The 13,532-nt window shown below is 51.1% G+C and carries 20 protein-coding genes; 14 read left to right on the forward strand and 6 right to left on the reverse strand.

The annotated features are described in order from the left end of the window. Positions 1 to 26: 26 nt before the first annotated feature. From rpmJ to ACPXSQ_RS22740, 8 genes are all read left to right on the forward strand, one after another. The gene (gene rpmJ / locus ACPXSQ_RS22705) at positions 27 to 143 is read left to right on the forward strand and encodes a 50S ribosomal protein L36 (RefSeq protein WP_004160566.1); all 117 of its coding nucleotides are present in this window, start codon (positions 27 to 29) and stop codon (positions 141 to 143) included. 144 nt (positions 144 to 287) lie between these two features. Continuing rightward, positions 288 to 644, forward strand: a complete 357-nt coding sequence (rpsM, locus tag ACPXSQ_RS22710; protein WP_003850176.1) for a 30S ribosomal protein S13 — start codon at positions 288 to 290, stop codon at positions 642 to 644. Between the two features lie 16 nt (positions 645 to 660). After that, on the forward strand, positions 661 to 1,050 hold the full coding sequence (rpsK, locus tag ACPXSQ_RS22715; protein ID WP_004160563.1) for a 30S ribosomal protein S11: 390 nt from the start codon (positions 661 to 663) through the stop codon (positions 1,048 to 1,050). A gap of 33 nt (positions 1,051 to 1,083) precedes the next feature. After that, complete coding sequence (rpsD, locus tag ACPXSQ_RS22720) at positions 1,084 to 1,704, forward strand: 30S ribosomal protein S4 (RefSeq protein WP_013027460.1); 621 nt, start codon at positions 1,084 to 1,086, stop codon at positions 1,702 to 1,704. A 25-nt stretch (positions 1,705 to 1,729) separates the two neighbouring features. Further along, the gene (locus ACPXSQ_RS22725) at positions 1,730 to 2,719 is read left to right on the forward strand and encodes a DNA-directed RNA polymerase subunit alpha (RefSeq protein ID WP_007891688.1); all 990 of its coding nucleotides are present in this window, start codon (positions 1,730 to 1,732) and stop codon (positions 2,717 to 2,719) included. A gap of 40 nt (positions 2,720 to 2,759) precedes the next feature. Then, complete coding sequence (rplQ, locus tag ACPXSQ_RS22730) at positions 2,760 to 3,146, forward strand: 50S ribosomal protein L17 (protein WP_003850180.1); 387 nt, start codon at positions 2,760 to 2,762, stop codon at positions 3,144 to 3,146. A 93-nt stretch (positions 3,147 to 3,239) separates the two neighbouring features. Beyond that, the gene (locus ACPXSQ_RS22735) at positions 3,240 to 3,608 is read left to right on the forward strand and encodes a DnaJ family domain-containing protein (protein WP_019105358.1); all 369 of its coding nucleotides are present in this window, start codon (positions 3,240 to 3,242) and stop codon (positions 3,606 to 3,608) included. An 85-nt stretch (positions 3,609 to 3,693) separates the two neighbouring features. Next, positions 3,694 to 3,954 (forward strand): alternative ribosome-rescue factor A, encoded by a 261-nt coding sequence (locus ACPXSQ_RS22740; protein WP_029569220.1) that lies wholly within the window; start codon positions 3,694 to 3,696, stop codon positions 3,952 to 3,954. On the opposite strand, the gene mscL is transcribed toward ACPXSQ_RS22740, so the two are convergent. The 5 genes from mscL to def all read right to left on the reverse strand — a co-directional run bounded on the left by mscL (position 3,929) and on the right by def (position 8,667). Beyond that, positions 3,929 to 4,339: a large-conductance mechanosensitive channel protein MscL gene (gene mscL, locus ACPXSQ_RS22745; RefSeq protein WP_013027457.1), complete on the reverse strand. Its 411-nt coding sequence runs from the start codon at positions 4,337 to 4,339 to the stop codon at positions 3,929 to 3,931. The two genes, ACPXSQ_RS22740 and mscL, sit on opposite strands and share 26 nt — an antisense overlap. 107 nt (positions 4,340 to 4,446) lie before the next feature. Next, the gene (gene trkA / locus ACPXSQ_RS22750) at positions 4,447 to 5,823 is read right to left on the reverse strand and encodes a Trk system potassium transporter TrkA (RefSeq protein ID WP_013027456.1); all 1,377 of its coding nucleotides are present in this window, start codon (positions 5,821 to 5,823) and stop codon (positions 4,447 to 4,449) included. Positions 5,824 to 5,840: 17 nt separating this feature from the next. Next, a complete protein-coding gene (rsmB, locus tag ACPXSQ_RS22755) occupies positions 5,841 to 7,142 on the reverse strand; it encodes a 16S rRNA (cytosine(967)-C(5))-methyltransferase RsmB (RefSeq protein ID WP_042676922.1) in 1,302 nt (433 codons plus the stop codon). 47 nt (positions 7,143 to 7,189) lie between these two features. Continuing rightward, positions 7,190 to 8,134, reverse strand: coding sequence for a methionyl-tRNA formyltransferase (gene fmt, locus ACPXSQ_RS22760; protein ID WP_275234108.1), 945 nt, complete (start codon positions 8,132 to 8,134; stop codon positions 7,190 to 7,192). A gap of 20 nt (positions 8,135 to 8,154) precedes the next feature. After that, entirely contained in the window at positions 8,155 to 8,667 is a 513-nt protein-coding gene (gene def, locus ACPXSQ_RS22765; protein WP_013027453.1) for a peptide deformylase, read from the reverse strand. A gap of 117 nt (positions 8,668 to 8,784) precedes the next feature. Between def and dprA the strand changes: the two genes are divergently transcribed. Genes dprA through ACPXSQ_RS22795 form a run of 6 tightly spaced genes read left to right on the forward strand, consistent with a single transcriptional unit; the run spans position 8,785 to position 12,580 of the window. Further along, the gene (gene dprA, locus ACPXSQ_RS22770) at positions 8,785 to 9,909 is read left to right on the forward strand and encodes a DNA-protecting protein DprA (RefSeq protein ID WP_064372812.1); all 1,125 of its coding nucleotides are present in this window, start codon (positions 8,785 to 8,787) and stop codon (positions 9,907 to 9,909) included. Beyond that, the gene (gene smg / locus ACPXSQ_RS22775; protein WP_426144425.1) at positions 9,881 to 10,354 is read left to right on the forward strand and encodes a DUF494 family protein Smg; all 474 of its coding nucleotides are present in this window, start codon (positions 9,881 to 9,883) and stop codon (positions 10,352 to 10,354) included. Before dprA ends, smg begins: the two co-directional genes overlap by 29 nt. Before the next feature lie 22 nt (positions 10,355 to 10,376). Beyond that, a complete protein-coding gene (locus tag ACPXSQ_RS22780) occupies positions 10,377 to 10,922 on the forward strand; it encodes a DNA topoisomerase family protein (RefSeq protein ID WP_145033794.1) in 546 nt (181 codons plus the stop codon). 9 nt (positions 10,923 to 10,931) lie between these two features. Continuing rightward, on the forward strand, positions 10,932 to 11,504 hold the full coding sequence (gene tsaC, locus ACPXSQ_RS22785; RefSeq protein WP_014594749.1) for an L-threonylcarbamoyladenylate synthase type 1 TsaC: 573 nt from the start codon (positions 10,932 to 10,934) through the stop codon (positions 11,502 to 11,504). A gap of 3 nt (positions 11,505 to 11,507) precedes the next feature. After that, on the forward strand, positions 11,508 to 12,326 hold the full coding sequence (aroE, locus tag ACPXSQ_RS22790; protein ID WP_014604877.1) for a shikimate dehydrogenase: 819 nt from the start codon (positions 11,508 to 11,510) through the stop codon (positions 12,324 to 12,326). After that, the gene (locus tag ACPXSQ_RS22795) at positions 12,323 to 12,580 is read left to right on the forward strand and encodes a DUF1488 domain-containing protein (protein ID WP_014604878.1); all 258 of its coding nucleotides are present in this window, start codon (positions 12,323 to 12,325) and stop codon (positions 12,578 to 12,580) included. The genes aroE and ACPXSQ_RS22795 overlap by 4 nt, the downstream gene beginning before the upstream one ends. Here the strand turns inward: ACPXSQ_RS22795 and ACPXSQ_RS22800 are convergent. Beyond that, positions 12,535 to 13,101, reverse strand: coding sequence for a gamma carbonic anhydrase family protein (locus tag ACPXSQ_RS22800; RefSeq protein ID WP_014604879.1), 567 nt, complete (start codon positions 13,099 to 13,101; stop codon positions 12,535 to 12,537). The two genes, ACPXSQ_RS22795 and ACPXSQ_RS22800, sit on opposite strands and share 46 nt — an antisense overlap. Positions 13,102 to 13,532: the final 431 nt, after the last annotated feature.

The raw sequence follows: 13,532 nt of genomic DNA on the forward strand, positions 1-13,532 counted from the left end.
TGGTTGAGAAGTTACGGAGAGTAAAAATGAAAGTTCGTGCTTCCGTCAAGAAATTATGTCGTAACTGCAAAATCATTCGCCGCGACGGTGTCGTTCGTGTGATCTGCAGCGCCGAGCCAAAGCATAAACAGCGCCAAGGCTGATTTTCACATATTTTTCTTGCAAAGTCGGGTTGAGCTGGCTAGATTAGCCAGCCAATCTTTTGTATGTCTGTACGTTTCCATTTGAGTATCCTGAAAACGGGCTTTTCGGCATGGTACGTACATATTAAATAGTAGGAGTGCATAGTGGCCCGTATAGCAGGCATTAACATTCCTGATCAGAAACATACCGTTATCGCTTTAACCTCGATTTTCGGTATTGGTAAGACTCGTTCGAAAGCCATCTGCGCTTCAACGGGCATTGCTGAAAATGTTAAGATCAGTGAGCTGTCTGAAGAACAAATTGATCAGCTGCGTGATGCAGTTGCTAAATTCGTTGTAGAAGGTGATCTGCGCCGTGAAATCACCCTGAGCATCAAGCGTCTTATGGACCTTGGTTGCTACCGTGGTTTGCGCCATCGTCGTGGTCTTCCGGTTCGCGGTCAGCGCACCAAGACCAACGCACGTACCCGTAAGGGTCCGCGTAAACCGATCAAGAAATAATCGGGGTGAGTAAATAATGGCAAAGGCACCAGTTCGTGCACGTAAGCGTGTAAGAAAACAAGTCTCAGATGGCGTGGCTCATGTCCATGCTTCTTTTAACAACACAATCGTTACCATTACTGATCGTCAGGGTAACGCACTGGGTTGGGCAACCGCCGGTGGTTCCGGTTTCCGCGGTTCACGTAAATCCACTCCGTTTGCTGCTCAGGTCGCTGCAGAGCGCTGTGCAGAAGCGGTAAAAGATTACGGTATTAAGAACCTGGAAGTTATGGTTAAGGGTCCGGGTCCGGGTCGCGAATCAACAATTCGTGCACTGAACGCCGCTGGTTTCCGCATCACGAATATTACTGATGTGACTCCGATCCCTCATAACGGTTGTCGTCCGCCGAAAAAACGTCGCGTATAACGCCCCGTTTTTTAGGATAGTTGGAGAAAGAAAATGGCAAGATATTTGGGTCCTAAGCTCAAGCTGAGCCGTCGTGAGGGCACTGACTTATTCCTTAAGTCTGGCGTTCGCGCGATTGATTCCAAGTGTAAAATTGAACAAGCTCCTGGTCAGCACGGTGCGCGTAAGCCACGTCTGTCTGACTACGGCGGCCAGTTACGTGAAAAGCAAAAAGTTCGTCGTATGTACGGTGTTCTTGAGCGTCAGTTCCGTAACTATTACAAAGAAGCAGCACGTCTGAAAGGCAACACCGGTGAAAACCTGTTGGCTCTGCTGGAAGGCCGTCTGGACAACGTCGTTTATCGTATGGGCTTTGGTGCCACGCGTGCGGAAGCACGTCAGCTGGTGAGCCATAAGTCTGTTCTGGTAAATGGTCGCGTTGTTAACATCGCTTCTTATCAGGTATCTCCGAATGATGTCGTTAGCATCCGTGAGAAAGCCAAAAAGCAATCTCGCGTGAAGGCCGCTCTGGAGCTGGCTGAGCAGCGTGAAAAGCCAACCTGGCTGGAAGTTGATGCAGCTAAGATGGAAGGTGTGTTCAAACGTATTCCTGAACGTACCGATCTGTCTGCGGACATTAACGAACACCTGATCGTCGAGCTTTACTCCAAGTAAAGCTTAGTACCAAAGAGAGGACACAATGCAGGGTTCTGTGACAGAGTTTCTAAAACCGCGCCTGGTAGATATCGAGCAAGTGAGTTCGACGCACGCCAAGGTGACCCTTGAGCCTTTAGAGCGTGGCTTTGGCCATACTCTTGGTAACGCGCTGCGCCGTATTCTGCTTTCATCAATGCCGGGTTGCGCGGTGACCGAGGTTGAAATTGATGGTGTACTGCATGAGTACAGCACCAAAGAGGGTGTACAGGAAGATATCCTGGAAATCCTGCTCAACCTTAAAGGTTTGGCGGTAAGAGTTCAGGGCAAAGATGAAGTTATTCTTACCTTGAATAAATCTGGCATTGGCCCTGTGACTGCAGCCGACATTACCCATGATGGTGATGTCGAAATCGTCAAGCCGCAGCATGTGATCTGCCATCTGACCGATGAAAATGCATCTATTAGCATGCGTATCAAAGTTCAGCGTGGTCGTGGTTATGTGCCGGCTTCTGCCCGAATTCATTCGGAAGAAGATGAGCGCCCAATCGGCCGTCTGTTAGTTGACGCTTGCTACAGCCCTGTAGACCGTATCGCCTACAATGTTGAAGCAGCGCGTGTAGAGCAGCGCACCGACCTGGACAAGCTGGTCATCGAAATGGAAACCAACGGCACAATCGATCCTGAAGAGGCGATTCGTCGTGCGGCAACCATCCTGGCAGAACAACTGGAAGCTTTCGTTGACTTACGTGATGTACGTCAGCCGGAAGTGAAAGAAGAGAAACCAGAATTCGATCCGATCCTGCTGCGCCCTGTTGACGATCTGGAATTGACTGTCCGCTCTGCTAACTGCCTTAAGGCAGAAGCTATCCACTACATCGGTGATCTGGTACAGCGTACTGAGGTTGAGCTGCTTAAAACGCCTAACCTTGGTAAAAAATCTCTTACCGAGATTAAAGATGTGCTGGCCTCACGTGGTCTGTCTCTGGGCATGCGCCTGGAAAACTGGCCACCGGCAAGCATTGCTGATGAATAACCCGATCACAGGTTAAGGTTTCACTGAGAAGGATAAGGTCATGCGCCATCGTAAGAGTGGTCGTCAACTGAACCGCAACAGCAGCCATCGTCAGGCTATGTTCCGCAACATGGCTGGCTCTCTGGTTCGTCATGAGATCATTAAGACGACTCTGCCGAAAGCCAAAGAGTTGCGCCGCGTAGTTGAGCCGCTGATTACTCTTGCCAAGACCGACAGCGTAGCTAATCGTCGTCTGGCATTCGCCCGCACTCGTGATAACGAGATCGTGGCAAAACTGTTTAATGAGTTAGGCCCGCGTTTCGCGAGCCGTGCAGGTGGTTACACTCGCATTCTGAAGTGTGGCTTCCGCGCTGGTGACAACGCTCCGATGGCATACATCGAGCTGGTTGATCGTCCAGAAGCTCAAGCAGAAGCTGCGGCAGAGTAATCTGTTGCAACGTGAAAAACCCGCTTCGGCGGGTTTTTTATTGTCTGCAGTTCCGCGTCTGCTACGCTTGTCATGTTATGAAGGAGGCGAACAATGTGGTTAATTGATCAGCTTGTTGAACAGCATATCAAAGCGGCGCAGGAGAAAGGCGAGCTGAGTAACCTGCCGGGTGAAGGTGCGCCGCTGCAACTTGAAGACGACAGTCAGGTTCCACCTGAGCTGCGTGCAGGATTTCGACTGTTAAAAAATGCAGGCTTCCTGCCCCCGGAGCTCGAACTCCGGCGCGAAGCGCTGCAGGTCAGCGATCTGTTACACCATTTAGATCCTGACGATCCTGAGCGACTGATTCAGACACAACGGCTGCTGCTGCTGAAGGTTAAACTTCGTCAGGCCGGCATGAGCACAGATTTTCTGGATGGCGAATATGGCCGCGCAATTAAGCGCAAAATTTCGCCAGATTAGCATGTTTTATGTCGTCAGCATCCGCGTATAATAGTGGCTGCTGCATCTTTAACAGCCTTATTTCTATCAACAACACGGAGAAATTATGTCCAGTTATCGCCATACGAAAGGGCAAATACAGGATAACGCCTTACAGGCATTGTTACACGATCCTCTCTTCAGACAGCGGGTCGAACAGAAACAAAAAGGTAAGGGCAGTTTCAAACGTAAAGCAAAACATGGAAAAGGAAAAGACTGGGAGGTCAGTGATAAGCGAGCCGTTTATCACTGGCCTTCTGCTTTTCGGGCACAAAAAAGCCGCGTTAAAGCGGCTTCGTCGTTTAAATTTTTGTGTTTTGTTGTTTAAGTAAGTCGCGAATTTCGGTCAGAAGCAGTTCTTCGTTTGAAGGTTTGGGGGCCGGTTTTTCCACTTCTTTCTTTTTATACAGTTTGTTCATCAACTTGATTGCCATGAAGATAGCAAAAGCAACAATGATGAAATCAAATACGGTTTGCAGGAAAACACCATATTCCATGACGACAGCGGGCGCATTACCTACGGCGGGTTTAAGCACCCAACTAAACGATTTGAAATCAACGCCGCCAATCAGCAAACCCAAAGGTGGCATAATGATATTCGCCACCAATGATGAAACAATTTTACCAAATGCCGCACCAATGATGACACCGACGGCCAGATCAACCACATTGCCGCGCATCGCAAAATCACGAAACTCTTTGAATAAACTCATACTTCTCTCCTTGCCTTAGCCAATGCCATAAAGTTTAACAAAGCTTGCCATATTTGCCATTGCTGCGAACAATTTGCTGAATGATGTCAGACACAGCCCTGAATTTTTTAGAGGAAGAACGGACTTGGCTGAAAAAGGCGTTCGACGTCCGGTACAAATTTCTTATCCGTTAAAAACATGACGACGTGGTCGCCCTGTTCAATACGCAGGTTGTCATTCGCTATCATCACATCATCGCCGCGAACCACCGCACCAATCAATGTGCCTGGTGGAAGCTTGATATCATCAATTGACCGTCCTACCACGCGTGAGGTGGTTTCATCACCGTGCGCAATAGCTTCAATGGCTTCGGCAATACCGCGGCGTAAAGACGAAACGCCTACAATGTCCGCTTTGCGCACGTGCCCTAACAGGGCTGAAATCGTGGCCTGCTGTGGCGAAATGGCAATATCAATTACGCTGCCCTGGACCAGATCGACGTAAGCCCGTCGTTGTATCAGCACCATGACTTTCTTGGCACCCATTTTTTTAGCCAGCATGGCCGACATAATATTCGCTTCGTCATCGTTGGTGACGGCAATGAATAAGTCGACCTGCTCGATGTGCTCTTCCGCCAGCAGCTCCTGATCGGACGCATCACCATAGAACACCACTGTATCATGTAACTGTTCTGCCAGCTCGGCAGCACGCTGAGGATTACGCTCAATGAGTTTGACGCTGTAATTTTTCTCAAGCCGCTGCGCCAGGCCAAAACCAATATTTCCGCCGCCCACCAACATGATGCGTTTATAGGGTTTTTCCAGCCGCTGCATTTCACTCATGACTGCACGAATATGCTGGCTTGCGGCAATGAAAAAGACCTCATCCCCTGCTTCAATAATGGTGGATCCCTGTGGACGGATAGGGCGATCCTGACGGAAGATTGCCGCCACGCGCGTATCGATATGTGGCATATGGTCCCGCAGGATCGACAGCGGATTGCCTACGAGCGGACCGCCATAATAGGCTTTGACAACGGCAAGACTGACCTTACCTTCGGCAAAGTTAACGACTTGCAGTGCACCAGGATACTGAATCAGTCGATATATGTTGTCGATGACCAGTTGCTCAGGCGAAATCAAATGATCGATGGGCACGGCTTCAGGAATAAACAGTTTATCGGCGTCGCGCAGATAGTCCGCCGCACGGATACGGGCGATGCGATTTGGCGTGTTGAAAAGCGAATAAGCGATTTGGCAGGCAATCATATTGGTTTCATCCGAGCTGGTCACGGCAACCAGCATATCGGCATCCTCCGCACCGGCCTCACGGAGAATACGTGGGTGAGAACCATGGCCCTGCACGACACGTAAATCAAATTTGTCCTGCAGTTGGCGTAACCGCGTTGAGTCTGTATCCACAACGGTAATATCGTTATTTTCACCAACCAGGTTTTCTGCCAGTGTGCCGCCGACCTGACCAGCACCAAGAATTATGATTTTCATCGCTTATCAATGCCTTTTCAGAGTGGACCCGTGCGTTTCACCAGCTTAGCGTAGAAAAAACCATCTCCGCCTTCTGCCTCGGGAAAGACCTGCCAACCGTTCAGGGGCGCGCCGGACAATGAGACCGCTTGCGCATCAGCGTGACGCTCGATGAACTCGCTGATTTGCCGCTGGTTCTCGTCCGGTAAGACAGAGCAGGTTGCATAGATCATCGTACCGCCGGGTTTGAGCAGCGGCCAGGTCGCATCCAGAATTTCACGTTGTAATGCGGCCAGCTCGGCAATGTCGCGATCGCGACGTAACCACTTAATGTCGGGATGCCGGCGGATAACGCCGGTCGCTGAGCAGGGCGCATCCAGCAAAATGCGGTCAAACTGACGTTGGTCGCACCACTGCTGCGGCGTGCGCCCATCTCCCTGTTTTACCTCGGCGGTCATCCCCAGACGAGTCAGATTTTCATTCACGCGTTTCAGTCGTTGGGCATCAACATCGACAGCAAGCACCTGTGCCTCGGGAGCAATCTCCAGAATGTGGGTCGTTTTCCCTCCCGGCGCCGCGCAGAGATCCAGAATCTGCTCACCGTTTTTTGGCTCAAGCAGAAGCGCACAGCGTTGAGCGGAGAGATCCTGTACCGTAAACCAGCCTTGCTCAAAGCCAGGCAGCAGAGTAACCGGTGCAGGCGCCGTAAGACGCAGCGCTTCTGGCACATCTTGGGCGACAGCAGCACTCTTCTCCTCTGCGGTGAGGCGCGCCAGCCAGCTGTCCCGTGAATGATGTTGGCGATTAACACGCAACCACATCGGTGGTCGCTGGTTGTTTGCCTCAACAATTTGCTGCCACTGCTCTGGCCATGCCTGCTGAAGCCGGTTCAGTAACCAGCCCGGATGAAGATGACGCTGAGGACCATCCTGAATACTGGCAAGAAGGGCTTCCTGCTGACGCTGGAACTGGCGCAAGACGCCATTGATTAATCCTTTCAGGTTTGCGCGTTTCAGCACCTCCGCCCCGGCCACTGTCTCCGCTAATGCTGCATGAGCGGGCACGCGTGTATAAAGTAGCTGATATAAGCCCACCATAATCAGGAAATGCAGCGTACGCTGCTTACCCGTTAAGGGACGTTCCATCAGTTTGCCGATCAGCGCTTCCAGCTGCGGTAACGTGCGCAGTACACCAAAGCAGATCTCTTGTACCAGGGCTGCATCTTTATCTGAGAGTTTTTTCTGTGCCGCGGGCAAGGCGGTATTGAGTGATTCGCCTTTATCGACAACGCGCTCGATCAGTTGAGCAGACAGGCTACGAAGATTGGTTGATTTAGTCATAAGATAGTGCCATCAAGCAAAAGGCCCGGTTTTGCCGGGCCTGAGGGTCAGTCCAGAAGCGTGCCGGTTTCAAACCATTCGCGACGCGAGTTAAGCAGGTCCTGTGCTGACATCGTTTTTTTACCGGCGGGTTGAAGCTGAAGTAAATTCAGCACGCCGTCGGCAGTGGCAATGTGAATGCCGTGTTTGTCAGCCTGGATAATCTCTCCCGGCTGCTTGTTGACATGAGGTAAGACACTGGCTTGCCAGACTTTCACCGACTGGTCATTCACCATAAAGAAGCTTATCGGCCAGGGATTAAAAGCACGAATGCAGCGTTCCAGCTGTTCAGCCGGCAACGTCCAGTTAAGGCGCGCCTCTTCTTTGCTCAGTTTTTCTGCGTAGTTAGCCAGACTTTCATCCTGCTGAACGGCCTGCGCGTTACCGTCACGTAACTGAGATAATGTGGTCAACAACCCTGCCGGACCCAGATCTGCCAGCTTATCGTAAAGCGTTGCGCTGGTGTCTTCAGCGCTAATCGGACAGGCGAGTTTTAACAACATGTCACCCGTATCCAGCCCGACATCCATCTGCATAATGGTCACGCCGGTTTCGCTGTCACCCGCCCAGAGTGCGCGCTGAATAGGCGCGGCGCCACGCCAGCGTGGTAACAGGGAACCGTGCACGTTGATACAACCCAAACGGGGCATCTCAAGCACGGTTTTTGGCAGGATGAGCCCATAAGCGACGACAATCATGACGTCAGCCTGTAAGTCTGCAACCAACTGTTGGTTTTCTGCCGGGCGCAGGGATTGGGGTTGAAATACCGGAATGTTGTGAGCCTGGGCCAATGACTTGACCGGGCTGGCGGTCAACTTATTGCCGCGACCTGCAGGACGATCCGGCTGGGTGAAGACGCCGACAATCTGATGCTCAGAAGCAAGCAGCGCGTCAAGATGACGCGCTGCAAAGTCTGGCGTGCCAGCAAAGATAATTTTAAGCGGAGCAGACACGTTTATCCCTTATTCCGATCTCAGGAAGCCTGAGCATTTTGACGCGCCAGCTTTTCTAACTTTGTTTTAATGCGCTGACGCTTTAAAGGCGAAAGATAATCGATGAACAGCTTACCATCGAGATGGTCGATTTCGTGCTGGATGCAGATAGCAAGAAGATCACCGGTTTCAAGTTCGAAGCTTTTACCCTCGCGGTCCAGTGCACGGACTTTTACCCGCTCGGCACGAGGCACAAAGGCACGTTGCTCAGGAATAGACAGGCAACCTTCTTCGATACCCGTTTCACCGCTCTTTTCCAGCAGCTCAGGATTGATTAAGACCAGGCGTTCGTCGCGGTTTTCAGAGACATCAATCACAATGATGCGCTGATGAATATCCACCTGCGTCGCGGCAAGGCCGATACCTTCTTCGGAATACATGGTTTCGAACATATCATCGACGATACGCTGAACGTCCGCGTTAACTTCTTTAACAGGCGCGGCAATTTTGCGCAGGCGCTCGTCAGGGAAATGTAATACCTGTAAAACTGACATAAATATCCAGATATAAATTCTAAAAGGGAAAGATTACTTCCTCATATTGTAGACTTTTTACTACCCGATTGACAGCATTCTGCGGAGGGACGCGATGCTTGTCAGAGGGCTTTGAAGATGAGAAAACGGGAGCAATTACTGCGGCTGGGCACTATACCGGGCTTAACCGGCAGGCGTTGGTTAAAGGCGGCACAGCAACTGTCTGAAGGCAAAGATGTTGACGATGTGTTGACCCAGAATGGATTAGAGGTTTCACAGCGCCACCATTACCATCATCTCTCCCCGGGTTGGCTGAAAACGGTAAACAAGTGGCTGTCGCAAAGCCCGTTACATCATTTGATTACCGCCCTTGATCCGCTTTATCCCGCTCAGCTCACTGAAATCAGCTGTTTTCCTCCTTTGCTGTATGTAAAGGGCGATCCTTCCGTTCTGGGTACATCGCAGCTGGCGGTGGTGGGCAGCCGCCAGTGCTCTCACTCCGGTCGTTACTGGTGTGACGGGTTCACACAGGCGTTGTCGCTCAGTGGCTTCACCATCACCAGCGGCCTGGCTCTCGGTATTGATGGCGTTGCACATCGTGCTGCGCTGAACGTCAGGGGGAAAACCGTTGCGGTACTGGGCAGCGGACTGGCCCACCTCTATCCCAGGAGGCATGTTGCGCTGGCTCAGGAAATTGTCGAGCAGGGAGGTGCGGTGATATCGGAGTTTCCGCTTGATGCACTTCCTCTGGCACACCGGTTTCCACGCAGAAACCGGATTATCAGCGGATTAAGCCAGGGTGTGTTAGTCATTGAAGCGTCATTAAAGAGTGGTTCATTAGTCACAGCCCGTTACGCATTAGAGCAAAATCGCGCTGTTTATGCCTTGCCTGGAGCATTGGGCAACAGCGGCAGTGAGGGAACAAACTGGTTGATTCAGCAGGGAGCAATGCTGGTGGCACATCCTAATAACATCATTGAAGATTTACGCGCTATGCTTAACTGGTTACCTGTTACACAATCAGACGAAATTTATTCTGATGCCAGTGACGATGCTCCATTGCCATTTGCCGAGCTGTTGGCTAACGTAGGTGATGAGGTTACACCTGTTGACGTTGTCGCTGAACGTGCCGGCCAACCTGTGCCAGTTATTACAGCTCAGTTGCTGGAACTGGAGTTAGCAGGATGGATCGCAGCTGTACCCGGCGGCTATGTCCGATTGAGGAGGGCATGCCATGTTCGACGTACTCATGTACTTGTTTGAGACCTATATCCACAACGAAGCAGAAATGGGTGTTGATCAGGACAGATTGACAGATGACTTGACGGATGCCGGTTTTCATCGCGAAGACATTTATAACGCGTTGAACTGGTTAGAAAAATTGGCAGACTACCAGGAAGGTATGGTCGCACCAATTTTACTGGCAAATGATCCGCTCTCCATGCGCATCTATACAGATGAAGAGAGCAAGCGTTTAGATGCCGAAAGCCGCGGTTTCCTGCTCTTCCTGGAACAAATTCAGGTATTGAGCCTTGAAACACGAGAAATGGTCATTGAACGTGTCATGGCGCTTGATACTCTTGATTTCGATCTTGAGGATCTTAAATGGGTGGTGTTGATGGTGCTTTTTAACATCCCTGGATGTGAAAATGCCTACCAACAAATGGAAGAACTGTTATTCGACGTCAACGAAGGTATGCTGCATTAAATTTCACTGATGCATTATCGTTATGAGTAAAACCGCACTCTTCACTGTGCGTAAACAGGATCCCTGCCCCGCTTGCGGGGCAGAACTTGTTATACGTTCAGGAAAACACGGCCCTTTTTTGGGCTGTGCAAACTACCCTGCCTGCGATTACATTCGGCCCCTGGGCAACCAGGCCGACGGGCATGTTGTGAAAGTTCTGGAAGGTCACGCCTGCCCGCAATGTGGCGCAGATAAAGTATTACGCCAGGGCCGTTTTGGTATGTTCATTGGCTGTAGCCATTATCCAGAATGTGATTACACAGAAACGATCGATAAACCTGATGAGACGACTCTCGATTGCCCGCAGTGTCAGCAGGGTAAACTGGTACAGCGGCGATCGCGCTTTGGTAAAACGTTTCATTCCTGTGATCGCTATCCAGCCTGCCAGTTTGCCGTCAACCTGACACCCGCGGCCGGGCGTTGTCCGCATTGTGAATTTCCACTTTTAGTTGAAAAAAAGACCGCTCAAGGCACCCGGCTTTTTTGCGCCAGTAAACGTTGTGGCAAAGCTATCATTGAAGAGACGTAAGACATCATCATGCAAAATCAACCAGTTTCCGGCTCACTCCAGGATTGTGTGAACCATCTGAAGCAACATGCAGTCATTGCTTACCCTACAGAAGCGGTATTCGGCCTGGGCTGCGATCCTGATAATGAATCGGCCGTCATGGCGCTGTTGGCGTTGAAACGGCGGCCCGTGGAAAAAGGATTGATTCTGATAGCGGCCGATTATGGTCAGCTCATGCCCTACGTTTCCGATCACGTGTTAACGGCGATGCAGCGTGAACGTATGTTTGCCTGCTGGCCCGGCCCGGTCACCTTTGTCGTGCCTGCGGCACCGCATACGCCGCGTTGGTTAACCGGACAATTTGATTCTCTGGCTATTCGCGTCAGCGATCATCCTGACGTTCAGGCGTTGTGCCGGGCGTTTGGCAAGCCTCTGGTGTCAACCAGTGCGAATCTTTCAGGGCAGCCGCCCTGTCGCACAGTAGATGAAGTCAAACGGCAGTTTGGTCCGGCGTTCCCCGTGCTCAACGGGAACACAGGAGGCAGGTTAAATCCTTCCGAGATCCGCGACGTCATCAGCGGCAACCAGATACGGCAGGGTTAGCAGATGATACATTTTGCCGTTTTTGGTCACCCAATAAGCCACAGTAAGTCGCCGCAAATCCATCAGGCTTTTGCCAGACAAACGGGGATCACCCTTCAATATGATCGTATTGAAGCGCCTGTGGATAGTTTCCCCGAGGCGGTTACGACGTTTTTTGCCCAAGGCGGAGCGGGCGCAAATATCACGTTACCTTTCAAGCAGCAGGCCTGGGAATATGCCGATCAACTGACCGAGCGGGCTTCTACCTCGGGGGCGGTTAACACGTTGAAAAAGTGCCCGGACGGACAGATTCTTGGCGACAATACGGACGGCATTGGTTTAGTCAGCGATCTTCAGCGTCTGTCGATGATCAAACCAGGCGATCGTGTCTTACTGATGGGGGCTGGTGGGGCAGCGCGTGGCGTGATCCTGCCTCTACTTTCTCTGGGAACGACGATTACGCTAGTCAACCGCACGGCTGCGAGTGCCCAAAGCATGGCAAAGGCGTTCGGACAGTATGGGGCGGTGAGTGCATGTTCATTTAATGCGCTGAGTGGTAAACAATTTGATTTACTGATTAACGCGACATCGAGTGGCATTAATGGCGATGTGCCGCCGTTACCCTCATCATTAATCCATGCTGATTTACACTGCTATGACATGTTTTATCAGAACGGATTAACCGCTTTTCTGCGCTGGTGCCAACAACAGGGTTCATCGCATCTTGCGGATGGATTAGGCATGCTGGTGGGGCAAGCCGCGCATGCATTTCATTTATGGCATGGCATCATGCCGGAAATTGCGCCGGTGATCGCGTCATTGAAAGCGGAGCTGTCGTCGTGAATCAGGCTATCCAGTTTCCAGATCGTGAAACGCTGGATACGACATTAATGGCTGTCTGTTTCCCTGTTTTGGTCAATGGCATGGGGCTAACCTGTGCCATCAGTGTGACGGCTTTACACCAACAATTCGGGGAAGGGGATGCGATGGCACTGTTTCGTGACCATCGCTGGGATTTGGAAGATCAGGCGGAAGACTGTATCCGTAACGATCAGGTCGATAATGAAGGATGGATCTGGCTGTCGCCAGCCAGGTAGTCGTTCTTCCAACTGACATAGTTGCTGGCAGAATAGAGCAATCCTGCTATTTCTTTTTCATTCAGCGGTCGGATCTGTTTGACCGGACTGCCTACATAAAGATAACCACTTTCCAGCCGCTTACCGGGAGGAACCAGGCTCCCGGCACCAATCAGAACGTCATCCTCAACAATCACGCCATCCAGCACAATTGACCCCATTCCGACCAGTACGCGATTGCCAATAGTACAACCGTGCAGCATGGCTTTATGTCCGACAGTAACATCCTCACCGATCACCAGTGGGAAACCTGCAGGATTAGCATCAGACTTATGGGTAACATGCAGCACGCTACCATCCTGAATATTGGTGCGGGCGCCGATGCGAACCTGGTTCACATCACCACGAATAGCCACCAGAGGCCAGATACCGACATCGTCTTCCATGATTACGTCACCCGCCACAACGCTGGTGGGATCAACCATGACGCGCAGACCCAACTGCGGGAAGAGATGTTTATAAGGACGTAACGCTACAGTCATTGTGCTCTCCTTTACTGTGTTTACCGGCAGCCTGATGCGATTGTGACCAACTGGCAAGGGGATTTTGCGCCGGATCGTTGGTGATCTAATCAATGTGAATGTTTTCTCGGCAGTCAGTAAAAAGATCCAAAAAAAGGGTTGTGCAATTAAATCGGATCCCTATAATGCGCCTCCATCGACACGGCACAACGGCTTACGGAATGCGGTGTTAAGAGGGTCAGGCAACTGAACCGCCGGAGAAAAACTTCTGAAAAAGAGGTTGACTCTGAAGGAGGAAAGCGTAATATACGCCACCTCGCGACAGGCGGTTAACCCGCTGCTCGCACTGCTCTTTAACAATTTATCAGACAATCTGTGTGGGCACTCGCAGGATTGATATCAGCGTCTCCGGACGTAAAAAATATCAAAGCCTCACGAGTGAACACATAATG

The organism is Pantoea sp. EEL5 (assembly GCF_049892805.1).
Taxonomy (GTDB): domain Bacteria; phylum Pseudomonadota; class Gammaproteobacteria; order Enterobacterales; family Enterobacteriaceae; genus Pantoea; species Pantoea ananatis.

What these genes read in the sequence shown, in the direction of transcription:
- rpmJ (WP_004160566.1), top strand. Translation starts at nt 27, where the DNA reads ATGAAAGTTCGTGCTTCCGTCAAGAAATTATGTCGTAACTGCAAAATC.
- rpsK (WP_004160563.1), top strand. Translation starts at nt 661, where the DNA reads ATGGCAAAGGCACCAGTTCGTGCACGTAAGCGTGTAAGAAAACAAGTC.
- rpsD (WP_013027460.1), top strand. Translation starts at nt 1,084, where the DNA reads ATGGCAAGATATTTGGGTCCTAAGCTCAAGCTGAGCCGTCGTGAGGGC.
- ACPXSQ_RS22725 (WP_007891688.1), top strand. Translation starts at nt 1,730, where the DNA reads ATGCAGGGTTCTGTGACAGAGTTTCTAAAACCGCGCCTGGTAGATATC.
- rplQ (WP_003850180.1), top strand. Translation starts at nt 2,760, where the DNA reads ATGCGCCATCGTAAGAGTGGTCGTCAACTGAACCGCAACAGCAGCCAT.
- ACPXSQ_RS22735 (WP_019105358.1), top strand. Translation starts at nt 3,240, where the DNA reads ATGTGGTTAATTGATCAGCTTGTTGAACAGCATATCAAAGCGGCGCAG.
- ACPXSQ_RS22740 (WP_029569220.1), top strand. Translation starts at nt 3,694, where the DNA reads ATGTCCAGTTATCGCCATACGAAAGGGCAAATACAGGATAACGCCTTA.
- mscL (WP_013027457.1), bottom strand. Translation starts at nt 4,339, where the DNA reads ATGAGTTTATTCAAAGAGTTTCGTGATTTTGCGATGCGCGGCAATGTG.
- trkA (WP_013027456.1), bottom strand. Translation starts at nt 5,823, where the DNA reads ATGAAAATCATAATTCTTGGTGCTGGTCAGGTCGGCGGCACACTGGCA.
- rsmB (WP_042676922.1), bottom strand. Translation starts at nt 7,142, where the DNA reads ATGACTAAATCAACCAATCTTCGTAGCCTGTCTGCTCAACTGATCGAG.
- def (WP_013027453.1), bottom strand. Translation starts at nt 8,667, where the DNA reads ATGTCAGTTTTACAGGTATTACATTTCCCTGACGAGCGCCTGCGCAAA.
- dprA (WP_064372812.1), top strand. Translation starts at nt 8,785, where the DNA reads ATGAGAAAACGGGAGCAATTACTGCGGCTGGGCACTATACCGGGCTTA.
- smg (WP_426144425.1), top strand. Translation starts at nt 9,881, where the DNA reads ATGTTCGACGTACTCATGTACTTGTTTGAGACCTATATCCACAACGAA.
- ACPXSQ_RS22780 (WP_145033794.1), top strand. Translation starts at nt 10,377, where the DNA reads ATGAGTAAAACCGCACTCTTCACTGTGCGTAAACAGGATCCCTGCCCC.
- tsaC (WP_014594749.1), top strand. Translation starts at nt 10,932, where the DNA reads ATGCAAAATCAACCAGTTTCCGGCTCACTCCAGGATTGTGTGAACCAT.
- aroE (WP_014604877.1), top strand. Translation starts at nt 11,508, where the DNA reads ATGATACATTTTGCCGTTTTTGGTCACCCAATAAGCCACAGTAAGTCG.
- ACPXSQ_RS22800 (WP_014604879.1), bottom strand. Translation starts at nt 13,101, where the DNA reads ATGACTGTAGCGTTACGTCCTTATAAACATCTCTTCCCGCAGTTGGGT.